This is a genomic window from Methylobacterium sp. E-041, assembly GCF_022829665.1.
Lineage (GTDB): Bacteria > Pseudomonadota > Alphaproteobacteria > Rhizobiales > Beijerinckiaceae > Methylobacterium.
Map to the genome: position 1 here is coordinate 1 of NZ_JAKSYQ010000226.1, position 16,009 is coordinate 16,009.

The 16,009-nt window shown below is 70.3% G+C and carries 14 protein-coding genes and 1 tRNA gene; 5 read left to right on the forward strand and 10 right to left on the reverse strand.

The annotated features are described in order from the left end of the window. The coding region (locus MKK70_RS20410; protein ID WP_313899103.1) for a VWA domain-containing protein at nt 1-1,985 on the forward strand (1,985 nt) is incomplete at its 5' end. Here the strand turns inward: MKK70_RS20410 and MKK70_RS20415 are convergent. Then, on the reverse strand, nt 1,986-4,658 hold the full coding sequence (locus MKK70_RS20415) for an MGH1-like glycoside hydrolase domain-containing protein (RefSeq protein ID WP_243949556.1): 2,673 nt from the start codon (nt 4,656-4,658) through the stop codon (nt 1,986-1,988). Between the two features lie 191 nt (nt 4,659-4,849). Here MKK70_RS20415 and MKK70_RS20420 point away from each other — a divergent pair, with 191 nt between their 5' ends. Further along, nucleotides 4,850-5,824, forward strand: a complete 975-nt coding sequence (locus MKK70_RS20420) for a phosphoribosylaminoimidazolesuccinocarboxamide synthase (protein ID WP_243949558.1) — start codon at nt 4,850-4,852, stop codon at nt 5,822-5,824. Nucleotides 5,825-5,896: 72 nt separating this feature from the next. On the opposite strand, the gene MKK70_RS20425 is transcribed toward MKK70_RS20420, so the two are convergent. Next, nucleotides 5,897-7,258 carry a nucleotide sugar dehydrogenase gene (locus tag MKK70_RS20425; protein WP_243949560.1) on the reverse strand — a complete coding sequence of 454 codons (1,362 nt, stop codon included), beginning with the start codon at nt 7,256-7,258 and terminating at the stop codon, nt 5,897-5,899. A gap of 189 nt (nt 7,259-7,447) precedes the next feature. Here MKK70_RS20425 and MKK70_RS20430 point away from each other — a divergent pair, with 189 nt between their 5' ends. Next, nucleotides 7,448-7,990 (forward strand): hypothetical protein, encoded by a 543-nt coding sequence (locus MKK70_RS20430; protein WP_243935422.1) that lies wholly within the window; start codon nt 7,448-7,450, stop codon nt 7,988-7,990. Nucleotides 7,991-8,118: 128 nt separating this feature from the next. On the opposite strand, the gene MKK70_RS20435 is transcribed toward MKK70_RS20430, so the two are convergent. After that, a complete protein-coding gene (locus MKK70_RS20435) occupies nt 8,119-9,588 on the reverse strand; it encodes a sensor histidine kinase (protein WP_243935420.1) in 1,470 nt (489 codons plus the stop codon). 49 nt (nt 9,589-9,637) lie between these two features. Further along, the gene (locus MKK70_RS20440; RefSeq protein WP_243935262.1) at nt 9,638-10,339 is read right to left on the reverse strand and encodes a response regulator transcription factor; all 702 of its coding nucleotides are present in this window, start codon (nt 10,337-10,339) and stop codon (nt 9,638-9,640) included. 300 nt (nt 10,340-10,639) lie between these two features. Here MKK70_RS20440 and MKK70_RS20445 point away from each other — a divergent pair, with 300 nt between their 5' ends. Continuing rightward, complete coding sequence (locus tag MKK70_RS20445) at nt 10,640-11,848, forward strand: oxalate decarboxylase family bicupin (RefSeq protein ID WP_279603740.1); 1,209 nt, start codon at nt 10,640-10,642, stop codon at nt 11,846-11,848. Between the two features lie 10 nt (nt 11,849-11,858). On the opposite strand, the gene MKK70_RS20450 is transcribed toward MKK70_RS20445, so the two are convergent. Together MKK70_RS20450 and MKK70_RS20455 are read right to left on the reverse strand one after the other, a co-directional pair. Then, nucleotides 11,859-12,992 carry a DUF2778 domain-containing protein gene (locus MKK70_RS20450; RefSeq protein WP_243949562.1) on the reverse strand — a complete coding sequence of 378 codons (1,134 nt, stop codon included), beginning with the start codon at nt 12,990-12,992 and terminating at the stop codon, nt 11,859-11,861. Nucleotides 12,993-13,217: 225 nt separating this feature from the next. Continuing rightward, nucleotides 13,218-14,012: a lytic transglycosylase domain-containing protein gene (locus tag MKK70_RS20455; protein WP_405042327.1), complete on the reverse strand. Its 795-nt coding sequence runs from the start codon at nt 14,010-14,012 to the stop codon at nt 13,218-13,220. A 164-nt stretch (nt 14,013-14,176) separates the two neighbouring features. On the opposite strand from MKK70_RS20455, the gene MKK70_RS20460 reads away from it, so the two are divergent. Continuing rightward, the gene (locus tag MKK70_RS20460) at nt 14,177-14,464 is read left to right on the forward strand and encodes an MTH1187 family thiamine-binding protein (RefSeq protein ID WP_243949564.1); all 288 of its coding nucleotides are present in this window, start codon (nt 14,177-14,179) and stop codon (nt 14,462-14,464) included. Nucleotides 14,465-14,503: 39 nt separating this feature from the next. Here MKK70_RS20460 and MKK70_RS20465 read toward each other — a convergent pair whose 3' ends face one another. The 4 genes from MKK70_RS20465 to MKK70_RS20480 form a co-directional block, all read right to left on the reverse strand. Next, entirely contained in the window at nt 14,504-14,707 is a 204-nt protein-coding gene (locus MKK70_RS20465; RefSeq protein ID WP_147725574.1) for a hypothetical protein, read from the reverse strand. 357 nt (nt 14,708-15,064) lie between these two features. Continuing rightward, nucleotides 15,065-15,154 (reverse strand) — tRNA-Ser (locus tag MKK70_RS20470). Nucleotides 15,155-15,264: 110 nt separating this feature from the next. After that, nucleotides 15,265-15,609: a hypothetical protein gene (locus MKK70_RS20475; RefSeq protein ID WP_147841394.1), complete on the reverse strand. Its 345-nt coding sequence runs from the start codon at nt 15,607-15,609 to the stop codon at nt 15,265-15,267. 239 nt (nt 15,610-15,848) lie between these two features. Then, on the reverse strand, nt 15,849-16,009 hold a 161-nt coding region (locus MKK70_RS20480; RefSeq protein ID WP_279603742.1), incomplete at its 5' end, for a MipA/OmpV family protein.

A 16,009-nucleotide genomic window follows, 5' to 3' on the forward strand; every position in this document is an offset into this window, starting at 1 on the left:
TGCACGCCGCCCGCTGCCGTGAGGATCGTGTAGGTGGTGTTGGCGCTGTAGGCGCCTGGCTGCGCCTGCACGTCGACGAGGCCGCCGCGCAGGGTCGCGACGCCGCCCGCCGCGATCCTCCTCACCGAGGTGAGCATGCCCTACACGCCGATGGCCGGCTCGGCGCTGGTCAAGCTCGTCAACGGCGCCCCGAGCACGCTCACGCTCAAATCCAGCATGCCCTGGCCGGCGCGCGGCGGGCAGCCCGCCAAATCCACCTCCCCCGAAGTCTGGATGCCGGGAGGCGCAGCATGCCCGTGACCCCGGCCCGCTCGCTACCTCAGAGGATCTCGATGCGCCGACATCTCGGCCGCTTCGCGCGGCAGCGCGACGGCAACGTCGTCCTGCTGTTCGGGCTGCTCGCGCTGCCGCTCCTCGGCTTCACCGGCGCCGCGATCGATTACGGCTTCGCCACCTACATGGAGACCAAGCTCCAGGCCGCGACCGACGCCACCGCCCTCGCTCTGTGCCAGACGCCGATGGCGACGACGAACCCGGCTCTCCAGACCCAGGCCGTCGCGATGATGACGGGCTACATGGGCGTGACCGGCCTCACGGTCGACCCGCTGGCGGTGACGGCGAACCCGCGCCAGATCACCCTGACCACGCACATGATCTCGCCGGTCTTCTACAGCCGCATCACGGGCGTGACGGCCCCGCGCCCAGGCGGGTCGGCGCGCTGCGCCACCCCGGTGCCCAAGACCTTCGAGATCGCCCTGGTGCTCGACAACACCGGCTCGATGGCGGAATCGAGCGGCGGCCAGAGCAAGCTCCAGGCGGTGCAGACGGCGGCGACGAACTTCGTCAACTACGTCTACACGAACACCGCTTTCGCGACGGGAACCAAGATCTCGATCGTACCGTTCGCGGCCTCGGTCGCCTTGAATCCCACGGCCTACCGCTACGCGACCTGGATCGATCAGAACGCAAGATCCTCCTATCATTGGGACAACGTGCTTTCCCCGGCGGGGTCCGGTTTCACCAACCGTTTCGACATCTTCACCAAATTGCAGGCCGCTTATTCCGGTTGGGGTTGGGGCGGGTGCTTGGAGACCTTGCCCTATCCGCTGAACGTGCAGGATGGCGCGCCATCGAGCTCGAATGCCGATTCCTACTACGTCCCGATGTTCGCGCCCGATGAGCCGGGCAATGGCGGTGCCGGCTATCGCGACTACAATGGCAGTCGCAGCTACAACAGCTACATCGACGACTCGACGTCGAGCTCATCCTGTCAGAGCCAGTCCAATGCGTCGTTCTTCGATACGGAGGGTCGGGCATGCAAGTACGTCAGCCCGAAGAACGCCTCGCCGACGAATTCCAATTCCTCAACGAAGGTGCCGAACGGGCCGAACTTCGGCTGTACGACGCAGCCGCTCCAACGCCTGACCAGCGACACCTCGGTGCTGAAGACGACGATCAGCGGCATGACCGCCCTCGGCTCGACGAACATTCACGAGGGCATGATGTGGGGGTGGCGTACGCTGTCTCCGATCAGCGTCTTCGCGGACGGCGCCGCGTACTCGTCGAGCACCGTCAACAAGATCATCATCCTGATGACGGACGGCGCGAACAGCTGGGCGACGAATGGGTCCTCCTCCAACGGCTCGCTGTACTTCGCTGCCGGCTACGTCAAAAACGTCGACGGCACCGGACCGGCATCGAGGCTCGTCCCGGGCACGCCGACCGTGAACGATGCCGACAGCGCACGCGATGCCGTCGACGCGTTGACCGCGTCGGCTTGCAGGAACGCGAAAGCCACGGGCATCTCGATCTACACGATCGGTTTCAGCGTCCCGTCGGATCCCATCGATCCGCAGGGCCTGAAGTTGTTGAGCGACTGCGCGACGACGGCGTCCCAATCGTTCGTCGCCAACGATTCGAACAGCCTCATCTCGGCCTTCAACCAGATCGCGGCCAGCATCGGCACGCTGCGGCTCACCCAGTAGTCACGAAGCGCCCGAGGGCGACAGCGCGTGGATCGGACCGAGCGCGCATTGCTGGATCAGCAGCGCGACCAGGCCCGACCAGCCGGTTTGATGCGAGGCGCCGAGGCCCCGACCCGTGTCGCCGTGGTAGTACTCGTAGCAGAGCACGTGGTCGCGGAAATGCGGGTCCTCCTGCTCCAGCCTGCTCGTCGCTTGGAACGGGCGCGTCCCGTCCGGCCCGCGGGTCGAGAGCGCGATCATGCGGTTCGCCAGCTCGTCGGCGATCTCCTGAAGCGACAGGAAGGTCCCTGAGCCGGTCGGGGCCTCGACCCGGAAGTCGGGCCCGTAATAGCGGTGGAACCGGCGCAGGCCGTCGATCAGCAGGTAGTTGATCGGCAGCCAGATCGGCCCGCGCCAGTTCGAGTTCCCGCCGAACAGCCGCGTCCGCGACTCGGCCGGCTCGTAGGGCAGGGTCAGGTCGGCCCCGTCCCAGGCGAAGTGGAACGGCGTGCGCTCGTAGACCTTGGACACACCGCGGATGCCGTGCGGCGACAGGAACTCGCCCTCGTCGAGCATCCGCCGCAGCAGCGCCTTGAGGCGATGGCCGCGCAGCAGCGACAGCAGGGCCGTGCCGCCTTCGCCCGGCTCCTGCCAGCGCGAGACCAGGGATGCGAGGTCGGGCCGGTTCTCCAGGAAGAAGCGCAGCCGCTTCTGCAGCCCGGGCAGCTTCACGAGGTCGGTCTCGCGCAGCACGGCGACCGCGCAGATCGGGATCAACCCGACGAGGGTGCGGGCGCGGATCGGGATGCGCTCGCCGCCCGGCGTCTCGATCACGTCGTAGAAGAACTGGTCGGCCTCGTCCCAGAGGCCGCCCCTGCGCGCGGCGGCATCGGCGATCAGCAGGAAATGCTCGAAGAACTTTTCCGCCATGTCCTCGTAGGCGGGATCGCGCAGCGCAAGCTCCACCGCGATCCGCATCAGCTCGAGCGCGTTCATCGCCATCCAGGCGGTCGCGTCCGACTGCGTCAGCGCCCCGCCCGCGATCGGCTTGGAGCGGTCGAACAGGCCGATGTTGTCGAGCCCGAGGAAGCCGCCCTGGAACAGGTTGCGCCCGGATGCGTCCTTGCGGTTCACCCACCAGGTGAAGTTCATCGTCAGCTTGTTGAACACCCGCAGCAGGAAGTCGTGGTCCCCCCGTCCGGTCAGCGCCTGGTCGAGGGAGAACACCCGCCACGCGGCGAAGGCGTGCAGCGGCGGGTTGGCATCGGAGAAGTTCCACTCGTAGGCCGGCACCTCGGCATTGGGGTGGCCGTAGGCGTCGTCGAGCAGCAGCAGGATCTGCCCCTTGGCGAAATCGGGGTCGATCGTCGCGAAGACGAGGCTCTGGAGCGCGAGGTCCCAGGAGGCGAACCACGGGTATTCCCAGGCATCCGGCATCGAGATGATGTCGTGCGCCCGCACGTGGCGCCAATCGGCGTTGCGGCCGGCCTTGCGCACCTCGGGCGGGGCCGGCTGGGCCGGGTCGCCGTCGAGCCACTCGCGCACGTCGTAATGGTAGAGCTGCTTCGACCACAGCATCCCGGCCAGGGCCTGGCGCTGGACCGCCCGGCGGTCGGCATCCGCGATGTCGGCCTGCAACGCGGCGTAGAATGCGTCGGCCTCGGCGATGCGGGTGGAAAACACCGCGTCGAAGTCGGCGAAGGCGTCGCCGGGCACCTCCGCGGCGCGGAAGCGCAGGCGCACGCTTTGCTCGCCGCCCGGCGCGATGGTCAGCCGGTGCACGCCGGCGCATTTGGTGCCGGACCGGTCAGGATTGACCGCGTCCATCTCCCCGTCGACCACGCGACGGCCGATTCCGTCCTTCGGGTATCCGGATTGCGGCGCGCCGAACAGGCGGTGGGCGTTGGTCTCGTTCTCGCAGAACAGCCATTCCGGTGCCCCGTCGGCATGGAGCCGCATCGCCGGCATGGCATGGTGGACGGCGAGCACGGTGCCGTCGGCGGCGAGCCGCAGGTCGGGGCGCGGGCCGTTCGCCCACGACCACGTGTTGCGCGAGAACAGCTGCGGCAGCAGCGCCAGCGTCGCTTCATCCGGGCCGCGGTTGATTGCGGTCACCCGCATCAGCACGTCGTCGGGCCCCGCCTTGGCGTACTCGATGGTGACGTCGCAGTAGCGGCCCGCGTCGAACAGGCCGGTATCGATCAGCTCGAACTCGCGGTCGTCGAGGCCGCGGCGCGCGTTCTCCTCGGTCAGGCGAGAATACGGAAATGCGTCGTGCGGGTACTTGTACAGCATCCGCATGTAGGCGTGGGTCGGGACGCCGTCGAGGTAGTAGTACAGCTCCTTGACGTCCTCGCCGTGATTGCCCTCGGCATTGGTCAGGCCGAACAGGCGTTCCTTGAGGATCGGGTCGCGGCCGTTCCATAGGGCGAGCGACAGGCACCAGTTCAGGTCCTTGTCGGCGAAGCCGCCGATGCCGTCCTCGCCCCAGCGATAGGCGCGGGAGCGGGCATGGTCGTGGGGCAGGTAGTCCCAGGCCTCGCCGTCGGCGCTGTAATCCTCCCGCACCGTGCCCCATTGCCGATCGCTGAGATACGGCCCCCACAGGCGCCAGGCGGGGTCGGTCCGGGTCTCGGCGAGGCGGCGCCCCTCGACGGTCTCGAAGATGCGCAGCGGCCGATGGGTGTGGGACACGTCGAAAATCCCTCTCTTCACGTTCGTCGGATCGAGCCGGACCTGCGGACCGCGCGCAGGTCGGAGCGGTTTCATGGGCGGCGCCGTCCTGCAAGGCTCGCGCCCTACATCGGAGGCGGGGGCTGGTCACGCCGCGTGCGCTGGTTCACACCGCGTCCGGTCATCCGCGCAGCCTGATGGAGCAACCCGGTTTGGACACGGCATCCCTCGCCCCGCACGCCCACCAAGTCCTCGAGGACGCGACGCTGCCGGAATGGCCGAACCATTATCGCGGCAAGGTGCGCGACAACTACGACCTGCCGGACGGGCGCCGCATCCTGATCAGCAGCGACCGGATCAGCGCCTTCGATCGGGCGCTCGCCGCGATCCCCTTCAAGGGCCAGGTGCTGACGCAGACCGCCCGCTACTGGTTCGAGGCGACCGCCGACCTCTGCCCGAACCACGTCCTCGCCTATCCCGACCCGAACGTGCTCGTCGGGCAACGCCTCGACATCCTGCCGGTGGAGATCGTGGTGCGGGGCTACCTCGCCGGCAGCACTGCGACCTCGATCCTGACGCAGTACAAGGCCGGCGCGCGCACGATGTACGGCCATACCCTGCCGGACGGGATGCGCCCGAACGAGCGGCTGCCGCAGGCGATCATCACCCCGACCACCAAGGCCGCCGACGGCGCCCACGACGCGCCGCTGACCGCCGACGCGATCCTGGGCCAGGGCCTGCTCACGCCGGCGCAGTGGCGGACCGTGTCGGAGACGGCGCTCGCGCTGTTCGCCCGCGGCCAGGACCTCGCGGCGCGGCGCGGGCTGATCCTCGCCGACACCAAGTACGAGTTCGGCACCGACGCCGACGGCCGCATCGTGCTCGCCGACGAGATCCACACTCCCGACAGCAGCCGCTACTGGTTCGCGAAGACCTATCCCGAGCGCTTCGCCGCCGGCGCGGCCCCGGAGAGCTTCGACAAGGATTTCGTCCGCAACTGGGTGGTGGCGCGCTGCGACCCCTACAAAGACCCGATCCCGGAAATCCCGGCCGAGATCGTGCTGGAGACGGCGGCCGTCTACATCAACGCCTACGAGACGATCACCGGCGCCACGTTCACCCTGCCGGACCCGGCCGAGGTCCCGCTCGACCGCATCCGCCAGAACCTGAAGGCGTATTTGTCTTAGGAGGTCGGATCGAACCGGAAGGTCGGGTGCGTTTCCCCTCCCGCAAAGGAGGGAGGGAAGACCGCGCCGCCATCACGCCGAGATCACGATCTTCGCAGTCAGCCCGCGGCTGCGAAGCGCATTGCGGCAATCGACGACGATCCGGGCGCTCCCGCAGATCGCGGGGTAATCGACCGCGTCGTGGTCGGTCACGATCAGCACGGCGTCGAACGACGCCGGCGTCCCGTCCGTCAGCGCGACCGATCTCGCCCCCTGAAGCGTCCTGTATTCCCGTGTCGCGGGAACCGCGGGCACGAACGGGTCGTGGTAGGCGACCCGCGCGCCGCGCGCCTCCAGCATCGACCAGAGCCTGAGCGCCGGGCTCTCGCGGATGTCGGAGATGTTCTTCTTGTAGGCCAGGCCGACGATCAGGATCCGGCTGCCCGACAGGCCGCGTCCGGCGTGGGTGTCGAGGGCGCGGATCAGCTTGTCGAGCACGAAGCCCGGCATCTGCTGGTTGATCTCGCCGGCGAGCTCGATGAACTTCGTCGCGATCCCGAACTCGCGCGCCTTCCACGTCAGGTAGAACGGATCGATCGGGATGCAGTGCCCGCCGAGGCCGGGGCCCGGATAGAACGGGGTGAAGCCGAACGGCTTGGTCTTGGCCGCCTCGATGACCTCCCAGACGTCGATCCCCATCGCGTCGAAGATCACCTTCAGCTCGTTGACCAGGGCGATGTTGACGGCGCGGAAGATGTTCTCGGTGAGCTTCGTCGCCTCCGCCGTCGCGGTGGACGACACCATCACCGTGCGGGCGACGAACGGCGCATAGAGCGCCTCGGCGAGCCGCGCCGCCGCGGGGCCGTCGCCGCCGACGATCTTCGGGATCGTCGCGGTGCTGAAGGCGCGGTTGCCGGGATCCTCGCGCTCGGGCGAGAAGGCGAGGAAGAAGTCCGATCCGCTGCGATAGCCGGTGAGCGCCTCGAGCAGCGGCCGCACGACCTGATCGGTCGTTCCCGGCCAGGTGGTGGATTCGAGCACGACCAGCTGCCCCGGCCGCAAGCGCTTCGCGATCTCCTGCGTGGTCGTGCGCACAAACGACAGGTCGGGCTCGCGCTGCCGGGTGAGCGGCGTCGGAACGCAGATCAGGATCGCGTCGACCTGCGCCAGACCGTCGAAATCGGTCGTGGCGCGGAAGCGGCTGCTTCCCGCCATCGCCGCCACCGCCTGCGCCGGGATGTGCTCGAGATAGGTCTCGCCGCGCATCAGCATCGCCGGCTTGTCGGCGTCGATGTCGAAGCCGACGACGGCGAAGCCGGCCTCCGTCGCCGCGAGGCAGAGCGGCAGGCCGACATAGCCGAGCCCGACGACCCCGATGGTGGCGGCGCAGCGCGCGAAGCGCGCGGCGATCGCGTCGATCGAGACGTGGGGGCCGGCGGCTGGGTCTTCGGTCATCGCATGCGTTCCAGCGCCGGGCTCGTCGCAGCGGCCCGGCGATCGTGTCTTACCCGGTCCGCGGCCTCAGGCCAGGGCGTCGGCATCCGCAGGGCGGTTTTCCTGACGTACAGATGGCAATGCCCTTGCCGGTCTTGACCCGTCTTGGCGCCTATGAGTTATGGCCCCCATTCGAGAGTAGAGGCGGCCATGGCAGAAGATCACACCATCACGAAGGCACTTGCGGAAATCAGCCAGCGCCGTGATCTCCTTCAGGCCGAGTACGAGCGGATCGGGACCGAGCTGGCAAAGCTGCAGATGGCCGAGGGGGCGCTGCGGTCGATCGTCGACAACACGCCGCTCGATGCCGCCGTGTCGCTCGGCGACGGCCCGGCCCGAAGGAGCGCCGAGCGCGTCGCGACGCCCGGCCAGACATCGACGCGCGGCCCGCGCGGTCCCCGGGCGAACTCGGCGAAGGGCCGGCTCCGCGCCCTCCTGGAAAGCGCCGGCCCGCAGGGCCTGTCCACCGCCCAGATCGCGCAGCGCCTGCCCGACGTCGCGCCGGCCACGCTGAACGCCTACCTCAGCACCATGGCCTCGGGCGGCGAGGCGATCCGCCGGGGCGACTTCATCAGCATCGCCAAGGCGACGTCCGCCGACGCGGATGCGGAGGCCGATGCGGAACTCGAGAACGAGGACGCGTCCGAGGACGAGGCGGCTTCGGAGACCGACGAAGCGACCGCCGAGAACTGAGAACGCGCAGCCCGCCATCGTGCCGGTCGCCGGCCGACGCACCGGCGGGTGACGGTCGCCGCGGTCGGCCGATCCGCGCTTCGTCGCGCAGGCCGCCCTGTCCCGGCCGGCGAAAGTCGCCGTCGCGATCAGGCCCCGCCCTCCGACGGAGCGTCCGGGCTCTGCCGGTTCGCGGCGCCCGCCGCCGGCAGGGCGATCGCCACGCGCAGGCCGGGCGCGTTGTCCTCCAGCGTCAGGCGCCCCTGATGCAGGCGCACGACGGCGGCGACGAGGCTCAGGCCCAGGCCGAAGCCCGGTGCCGATCGGGCGTCCTCCAGGCGCACGAAGCGGTCGAGGACGCGCCCGCGCTCCGCTTCCGGGATGCCCGGGCCGCGATCGGCCACCGTGACGACGATCTCCGCACCGATCCGCGACGCCGCCATCACGATCCCGCCCGGCGACCCGCCGCGGGCCTCGGCGCCGTACTTGATCGCGTTGTCCAGGAGGTTGGCGAGCGCCTGCCCCGCCAGCTCGCGGTTGCCGTCGACGATCAGGCCGTCCGGCGCCGACACGTCGAGGCGCTGGCCGCGCTCCTCGGCCAGCGCCTCGTAGAGCTCGCCGATCGCCCGCACGGACGGTCCGAGATCGAACGGCGCCATCATCTCGCGGGCGTTGCCCGCCTCGAGCCGCGCGATCATCAGGAGCGCGTTGAACACCCGGATCAGGCCGTCGCTGTCCTCGATCACCCCGTCCAGCGCCGCGCGCAGGGCGTCCGGCGAGCGCTCGCCGCGAAGCGCCTCGTCGGCGCGGTTGCGCAGGCGCGTCAGCGGCGTCTTCAAGTCGTGGGCGATGTTGTCGGAGACCTCGCGCAGGCCGCGCATCAGCTCGCCGATCCGCTCCAGCATCAGGTTCAGATTCTGGGCGAGGCGATCGAGCTCGTCGCCGTTGCCCGCGACCGGCAGGCGGCGGCCGAGATCGCCCGCCATGATGGTGCCGGCGGTCTCGGTCATCGCGTCGACCCGCTTGAGGACCCGGCCGGCGACCACCCAGCCGCCGATGACGCCGAGCAGCACCACGACCGCGAGCGAGGTGCCGAAGGTGCTTGCGATCACCCCGCGCAGGCGGTCGCGCTCCTCGACGTCGCGGCCGACGAGCAGCCGGAAGCCGCCGGGCAGCGTGAAGATGCGCACGATCGCGCGATGGGTCTCGCGCCCTTGCGTCTCGCGGCTGCGGCCGTAGACGGTCTCCGCCTGTCCCGGCGTCGCCAGCACGCTCGCGGGCAGGTCGCCGACGTTGCCGACCACGTGGTCGCCGTTGGCCGTGGTCACGAGGTAGAGCGAGGCGCCGGGCTCGGCCGCCCTTCGCTCGACCGCGGAGATCAGCCGGCGCAGGCCGCCGCCGTTGTACTGCTCGGCGAGCCCGTTGATCTCGGCGTCGATCGTCGAGACGATCTGGTCGTCGAGGACGCGACGGGCGCTCCAGGCGATGGTGCCGAGCGCCACCCCGGCGCAGGCCGCGAACACGACGAGGTACGCGATCGACAGCTTGAACGCCGTCGTCCGGAACAGCTTCTGGATGCGGACGAAGGCGCTGTCCGGCGTCGGGACGTGCGGCGTCACGGGACGAGGATGCCGGCGATCGCGCGGGCTCGATCCGTCCTCGCGGGCATCATGATGGCGGCCGCGCCTCGTCGGCGCGCAGGATGTAGCCGGCGCCGCGGATCGTGTGGATCATCGGCGTGCCGAAACCCTTGTCGAGCTTGGCCCTGAGGCGCGAGACGTGCACGTCGATGACGTTGGTCTGCGGGTCGAAGTGATAGTCCCAGACGTGCTCCAGGAGCATGGTCCGGGTCACGACCTGGCCGGCATGGCGCATCAGGTACTCCAGCAGCCGGAACTCGCGCGGCTGTAGGGCGACGTCCTGGCCCGCCCGCGTCACCCGGTGGGAGAGCCGGTCGAGCTCGAGGTCGCCGACGCGGTAGGCGGTCGCCTCGGCGCTCGCGGCGGACGAGCCGCCGCGCCGGGCCAACACCTCGACGCGGGCGAGCAGCTCCGAGAAGGCGTAGGGCTTCGGCAGGTAGTCGTCGCCGCCGGCGCGCAGGCCCTTCACCCGGTCGTCCACCTGCCCCAGCGCCGACAGGATCAGCACCGGCGTCGTCACCCTCTGCTCGCGCAGGGAGCGGATCAGCGAAAGCCCGTCGAGCTTCGGCAGCATCCGGTCGACGATCAGCACGTCGTAGGCGCCGTCGCAGGCGAGGCCGTAGCCGTCGAGGCCGTCGGTCGCGTGGTCGGCGAGGTGCCCGGCCTCCCGGAACGCCTTGACGAGGTAGGAGACCGCCTCGCGATCGTCCTCGATGATCAGGAGCCGCATGGGTTCGGTCCATAGCGCGGACCGGGACGGGGCGGAATGGGCTTGGACGGTCACGGTCGGGCTGCCCTCCATCATTCGGTCGTCCGCATCCTGCACCCGCCCGGATGACCGGGAGATCGCGGGAAGATGACTGTTCGGACAGGTTCGCCCGCCACGCGTTGCAGCCATGCCGGGAATGGCGGGATCGGATCGCAACCATGCGGCTTGTCCTGCCGCGCACGCTGTCGCCACGCCGACGATCCACCGACGGACCCGGGCCGGGCGACGGCGCAGGACCCATCGCATCCACGGACAGGCCGCATGAACGACATCTCACGCCGTACCCTGATCGCCGCCGGCACCGCGCTCGCCGCCGGCGGTGCCCGCGCCGCCGAAGGGCCGATGCCCGAGCGCGACGGCAAGGGGGCGGACATCCTCGGGCCGCGCAACCCCGCCCGCGAGGCCGAGGATCCCTACACCGTCGCGCCGCCCGCCACCGACCACGGCACGATGCCGAACCTGAAATGGTCGTTCGCCGACAGCCACATGCGCCTGGAGGAGGGCGGCTGGGTCCGGCAGACCACGGTGCGCGAGCTGCCGATCTCGAAGGCGATGGCGGGCGTGAACATGCGCCTGAAGGCCAACGCTGTGCGTGAGATGCATTGGCACAAGGAGGCCGAGTGGTCCTACATGATCAAGGGCCGTGCCCGGATCACCGCCATCGATCCGGACGGGCGGACCTTCGCGGACGACGTCGGCGAGGGCGACCTGTGGTACTTCCCCTCCGGCATCCCGCACTCGATCCAGGCGCTGGAATCCGACGTCGACGGCTGCGAGTTCCTGCTGGTGTTCGACGATGGCGGCTTCTCGGAAGACTCGACCTTCCTGATCACCGACTGGCTGGCGCACACCCCGAAGGAGGTGCTCGCCAAGAACTTCGGCCTGCCGGAAAGCGCCTTCGCGAACATCCCCGAGCGCGAGCTCTACATCTTCCCCGGCCCGAAGCCCGGCCCGCTGGCGGGCGACCGGATGGGGGGCGCCGGGCCGATCCCGAAGTCGTTCAGCCACCGGATGCTGGCGCAGGAGCCGATCCGCACGAAGGGCGGAACGGTGCGGATCACCGATTCGACCAACTTCCCGGCCTCGGAGACGATCGCCGCGGCGCTGGTCGAACTCGAACCCGGCGCGATGCGGGAGCTGCACTGGCACCCGAACGGCGACGAGTGGCAGTACTACCTCTCCGGCAAGGGGCGGATGACGGTGTTCGGCTCGGAGTCGAAGGCGCGGACCTTTGACTACCAGGGCGGCGACGTCGGCTACGTGCCGTTCGCCATGGGCCACTACATCGAGAACACCGGCGACACGCCGCTGACCTTCCTCGAGATGTTCAAGAGTCCGCGCTACGCCGACCTATCCCTGCGCCAGTGGATGGCGCTGACGCCGCACGCGCTCGTCCAGGCCCACACCAAGCTCGATCCGAAGCTGATCGACGGGCTGTCGGCGAAGAAGGGCCCCGTGGTGCCGCTCTGAGGCGGCCCCCCTACACGTCGTTGCCGAGCCGGGCCGAACGGCCCGGCGTCGGGGCCGGAGCCGGGGGGCTCTGCTGGGCGACGCTCGGCGGTGCGTCCTGGCCGCGGCCGGGCACGACGACGAGGCGCTGGACCTCGCCGCGCAGGTAGGCCTGCAGGAAGGCCTGGTAGTCCTTGAACGACACGCAGCCGTTCGAGGCCCCTGTCGGCCCCAGCATGTAGGTGTGGGCGAGGAGCCCGACCCGGCCGTAGACCGCGGCGGTGCCGCCGACCGGCGTGAGCCGGATCGCGCGGACGCCGTGGAACAGGTCCTCGCGCTCGGTGAGGTCGTAGGTGCCGGGAGGCGTCGCCCCCCGCATCCGCACGTGGACGTTGCGCGGGTCGTCCATCATCTCGCCGAGGCCGGAATGCGCCTCGAGCTTGGTGCCGTTGGGCAGCGTCACGATCCGCGCGCTGATGTCGTAGATCGCGACCGCCGCCGGGTCGGGGTTGGCCGGGGGCACGATCCGCTGGCGCGGCAGGTTCGCGGGGGAGGGCGTCTCCAGCGCGGCATAGGCTAACGCCGGCGTCGCGGTGCGCTCGATGCCGAAGAACTTCTCCAGGAAATTGCGATCGTCGGGGGCGGGCGCCGGGATCTGCGCCGTCCGGCTGCGGCGGGACGCCTGCCGGTCGGCGCGGCGGGTCGTCTCGGGACCGATCGGGCGCCGGAACTCCGGCGGCCGCGGCACCGGCAGCGGCACGGTCTGCGCCAGCAGGTTGGGCTCGGCAGCAGGCGGCGCGCCCGGAGGCGGCGCGTCCTGCGGGACCGGCTCCTGCTGCGCGAACGGGGTCGCCGGCTCCGGCGGCGCCTGCGGGCGCTCGGCGGACCAGTCGGGGAACGCTTCGAGCAGGGCCTCCCGCCACCGCGCGCGGGCTTCCGCTCCGAGCGTCGGCGCCGGGTCCTGAGCGACCGCGCCGGGCACGGCGCCGGCCGAGGCGACGAGGGGGTCCGATGTCGGTGCGGTGCGCAGGCCGCCGAGGACGACGCTTCCCGAGACGAGGGCGGCGACGGCTGCGACCGAGGCCGCCCTCAGCGCGACGCGGCGCAGGCTCGCGCTCGACCGAAACCGTTGCGCCTGTGAGCCGGCGGAGGGATCTTCGACCATGCGGGCACCGCCTGTTTCCAAACGGATGCCGTCGATCCGATCCCGCGACTGCCGGACGTATCCGTGCAAGCGGGCTGATCCGCACCCTCCCGGCCCGATCGGCCGAGCGGTGAGATGGCTCAGCCCGCCCGGTTTTTGTGGGGCGGCTTTATGGTTAACCGGCGACGAATCGTGGCCGTTCTCGGCCGGGGTTCGTCGCCGTGGCGGCCTGTCCGATCGCCGAGGTCAGTCCCCGTCGATCTGTCGGCCCATCAGGGCGATGGCGCGCTGGTACACCGAGGCGGCGTTCCAGCCCTGGAGCGCGGCGAAGTTGGGCTCGCCGGGCTGGTATCCGGCGCCGGCCTGCCAGCCGTGACCCTTCAGGAAATTCGCCGTCGAGCTGAGCGCCGCGCCGACGTTGTTGAGGTCGCCGGTGCCGTAGGTCAGCACGTTCTTCGGCAGGAACTGGGTATGCCCGACCTCGCCGTGGGCCGCGCCGCGCGTGGCGGACGTGATCAGGCCGCGGTCGACCAGGGTGAGGGCCGCGTAGAGCTGGTCGGTGAAGTAGGCCGAGCGGCGGCAATCGTAGGCCAGCGTCGCCACCGCGGACAGCGTGTTGACGTTGCCGCGCACCGCGCCGAACCCGGTCTCCATGCCCCAGATCGCCAGCAGCGGGCCGGGGGGAACGCCGTAGCGCTGCTCGATCTGCGCGAACAGCGCCGCGTTCTGGCGCTTGAGCGCCCGCCCGCGCGAAACGATGGTGGTGGCGCCGCGCTTGGCCAGGAACTGATCGAGCGAGAGCTTGAAGCTCTTCTGGCCGCGGTCGGCCGAGATGGTCGGCGTCGAGTAGGAGGTCTCCTGCAGGGCGGCGAGGCTCGCGGCGCTCGCCCGGCCGCGGGCTTCCTCGGCGAACTGGGTCTTCCAGGCCTCGAAGCCGCTCGCCGAGTTGCCGCACTGGGCCGCCTCGGCGCCGCCGGCGAAACAGGCGAGCGCCACCGCGGCAACGGCCGCCAGGGAGGCGCGGCGCTTGGGGTCGGTCACGGAGATCTCCATCGACAGTCGGTTGGGTTGGGGGTTGGGTCGGGCTGGGAAACGCGGCACGGTTCGGCCAGAACGGCGCGGTGCCGGCTTCCTGCGGTCTGGCTCGCTATGTAGCGGGCGTTGCAGCCGGACATAACCCCGCGCCCGCCACCGAGGACAAGTTCATGAAGGTTGTTGCAGATCTGTGCATCGTGCCGATGGGCGTCGGCCCCTCGGTCTCGCCCTACGTCCGCGAGATCAAGACGATCCTGGAGACGAGCGGGCTCGACGCCGAGATGCATGCCAACGGCACCAACATCGAGGGCGAGCTCGCCGACATCTGCCGGCTGATCGAGCTGTGCGAGGAGCGGCTGAGCCAGATCGGCGTGCAGCGCGTGTTCTACACGATGGCGTTCTCGTCGCGCCGGGACAAGGCGCAATCGATGGCCGACAAGCTGATCGCGGTCTCGTAGCGCTCGGAGATCCCCACCGCGCGCGGCAACCGGGCCGGCTCAGAGATAGTGGCGGAACACCGTCTGGCCGACCGTCGACTCGTGCTCCGCCGACAGCAGGTCGGCGAGGCAGCGATAGGCCAGCAGCAGGCCGGTCGCGAGGGCGGCCAATGCCAGGAGGAGCGGGTTGGCGAGCGGCGTGACGGCGAAGGCCAGGGCCACGAGGACGACGGGAAGACGCAGGAGCCGGGTCGCGATGGTCATCTGTGCTGCCTCGCCGTCGTCGGGTCATCGAACGCACCCACGGTAGGCGCCGCGGGTTGCACGAATGTTTCCTGCGCCCGACGCAGCCGCTTCGGGGTGCTCCAGCGCACCTCGGCCCTCCGAAGCCGGAAATTTCGTGCCGAATGCGCCGGCCCGACGAGCCCTCGTCGGGCCGGCGCATCGGCAGGATGCCATCGCGACGGCTCGGCCAGTCGTCGGAGTCGCTGTTGCTGCCCGCCCCGCCGAGACGTTGTGGATTGCCGGTATGATGCGAGACAAACGCCACGGTCGAGCGACGCTCGAGACCGAGGGCGCCGTGCCCCGGGAGACGGCGAAAAACCGAAAGTCAGCGGTCCGTGGCGGAGGGAGCGGGATTCGAACCCGCGATACCGTTTCCGGTATACACACTTTCCAGGCGTGCGCCTTCAACCACTCGGCCACCCCTCCGTGCCCGGCAAGCGTCGGCGCCGCGCATCGCGCGGGCGGCGGACGGTTCGACCGGGTGGCGTGCTGTACCCGCCGCGTCGCCCGGGTGCAAGCGGCTTGACCGCTGCGCTCTAGGAGCGTGCGCGGCGCGACACGAGCGTGGTGGTGGCGATGGCGAGGCCGGTCCCGAGCATCGCCGCGCCGCCCTTGACGACGAAATCGGCGAGGCGGCCGTGCCGGGTCAGGGTGAGACCCTGCCCGAGCTCCAGGATGGCCGCGAGGGCGACGACGCCGACGAGGACGACGAGCCATCGGCGCGGATAGGCGAGGGCGAACAGCATCCCGAGCGCGCCGTAGGCGAGCGCGCGCTCGACGTTCGCGGGCGCCACGGACGGCCGCAGGTCGATCGGCGACAGGGTGACGAAGACGAGCGCGGCCACCACGAGCCAGGCCGTGACGCGGAAGAAGGATTGCATCGGGTCGTGTCGCCCGAGACCGGCCTGCGGGTCAATGCAGGCGATCGATGAGCTTGGCGTGCGGACGCGAAGCTAAGTCACCGCCCGTGGGCGATCGGCCTCCATGGCTGCCGAGCCTCACGGTTCTCGATGCGGGCGCCCGACGCTCCGGCCGACGCTCACGGTCGCCCGCGAGCCGCCTCGGACGTCGGTGCGGCAGGAGGGGCCGTCTGCCGGACGCGCCGACGGTCGGCGCGCGCTCAGAACCAGGACCGCGTGGCGAAGGAGTAGTCGACCTTCAGGCCGAACAGGAACTGGTCCGGGTTGCCGAACGGGCGCCGCACCAGCGGGCTGTCGCCGGAGGAGCCGAGGATGCGCGAGTAGCCGGCGTAGCCGGTATAGGCCCAGGTCGCGTCCTGGG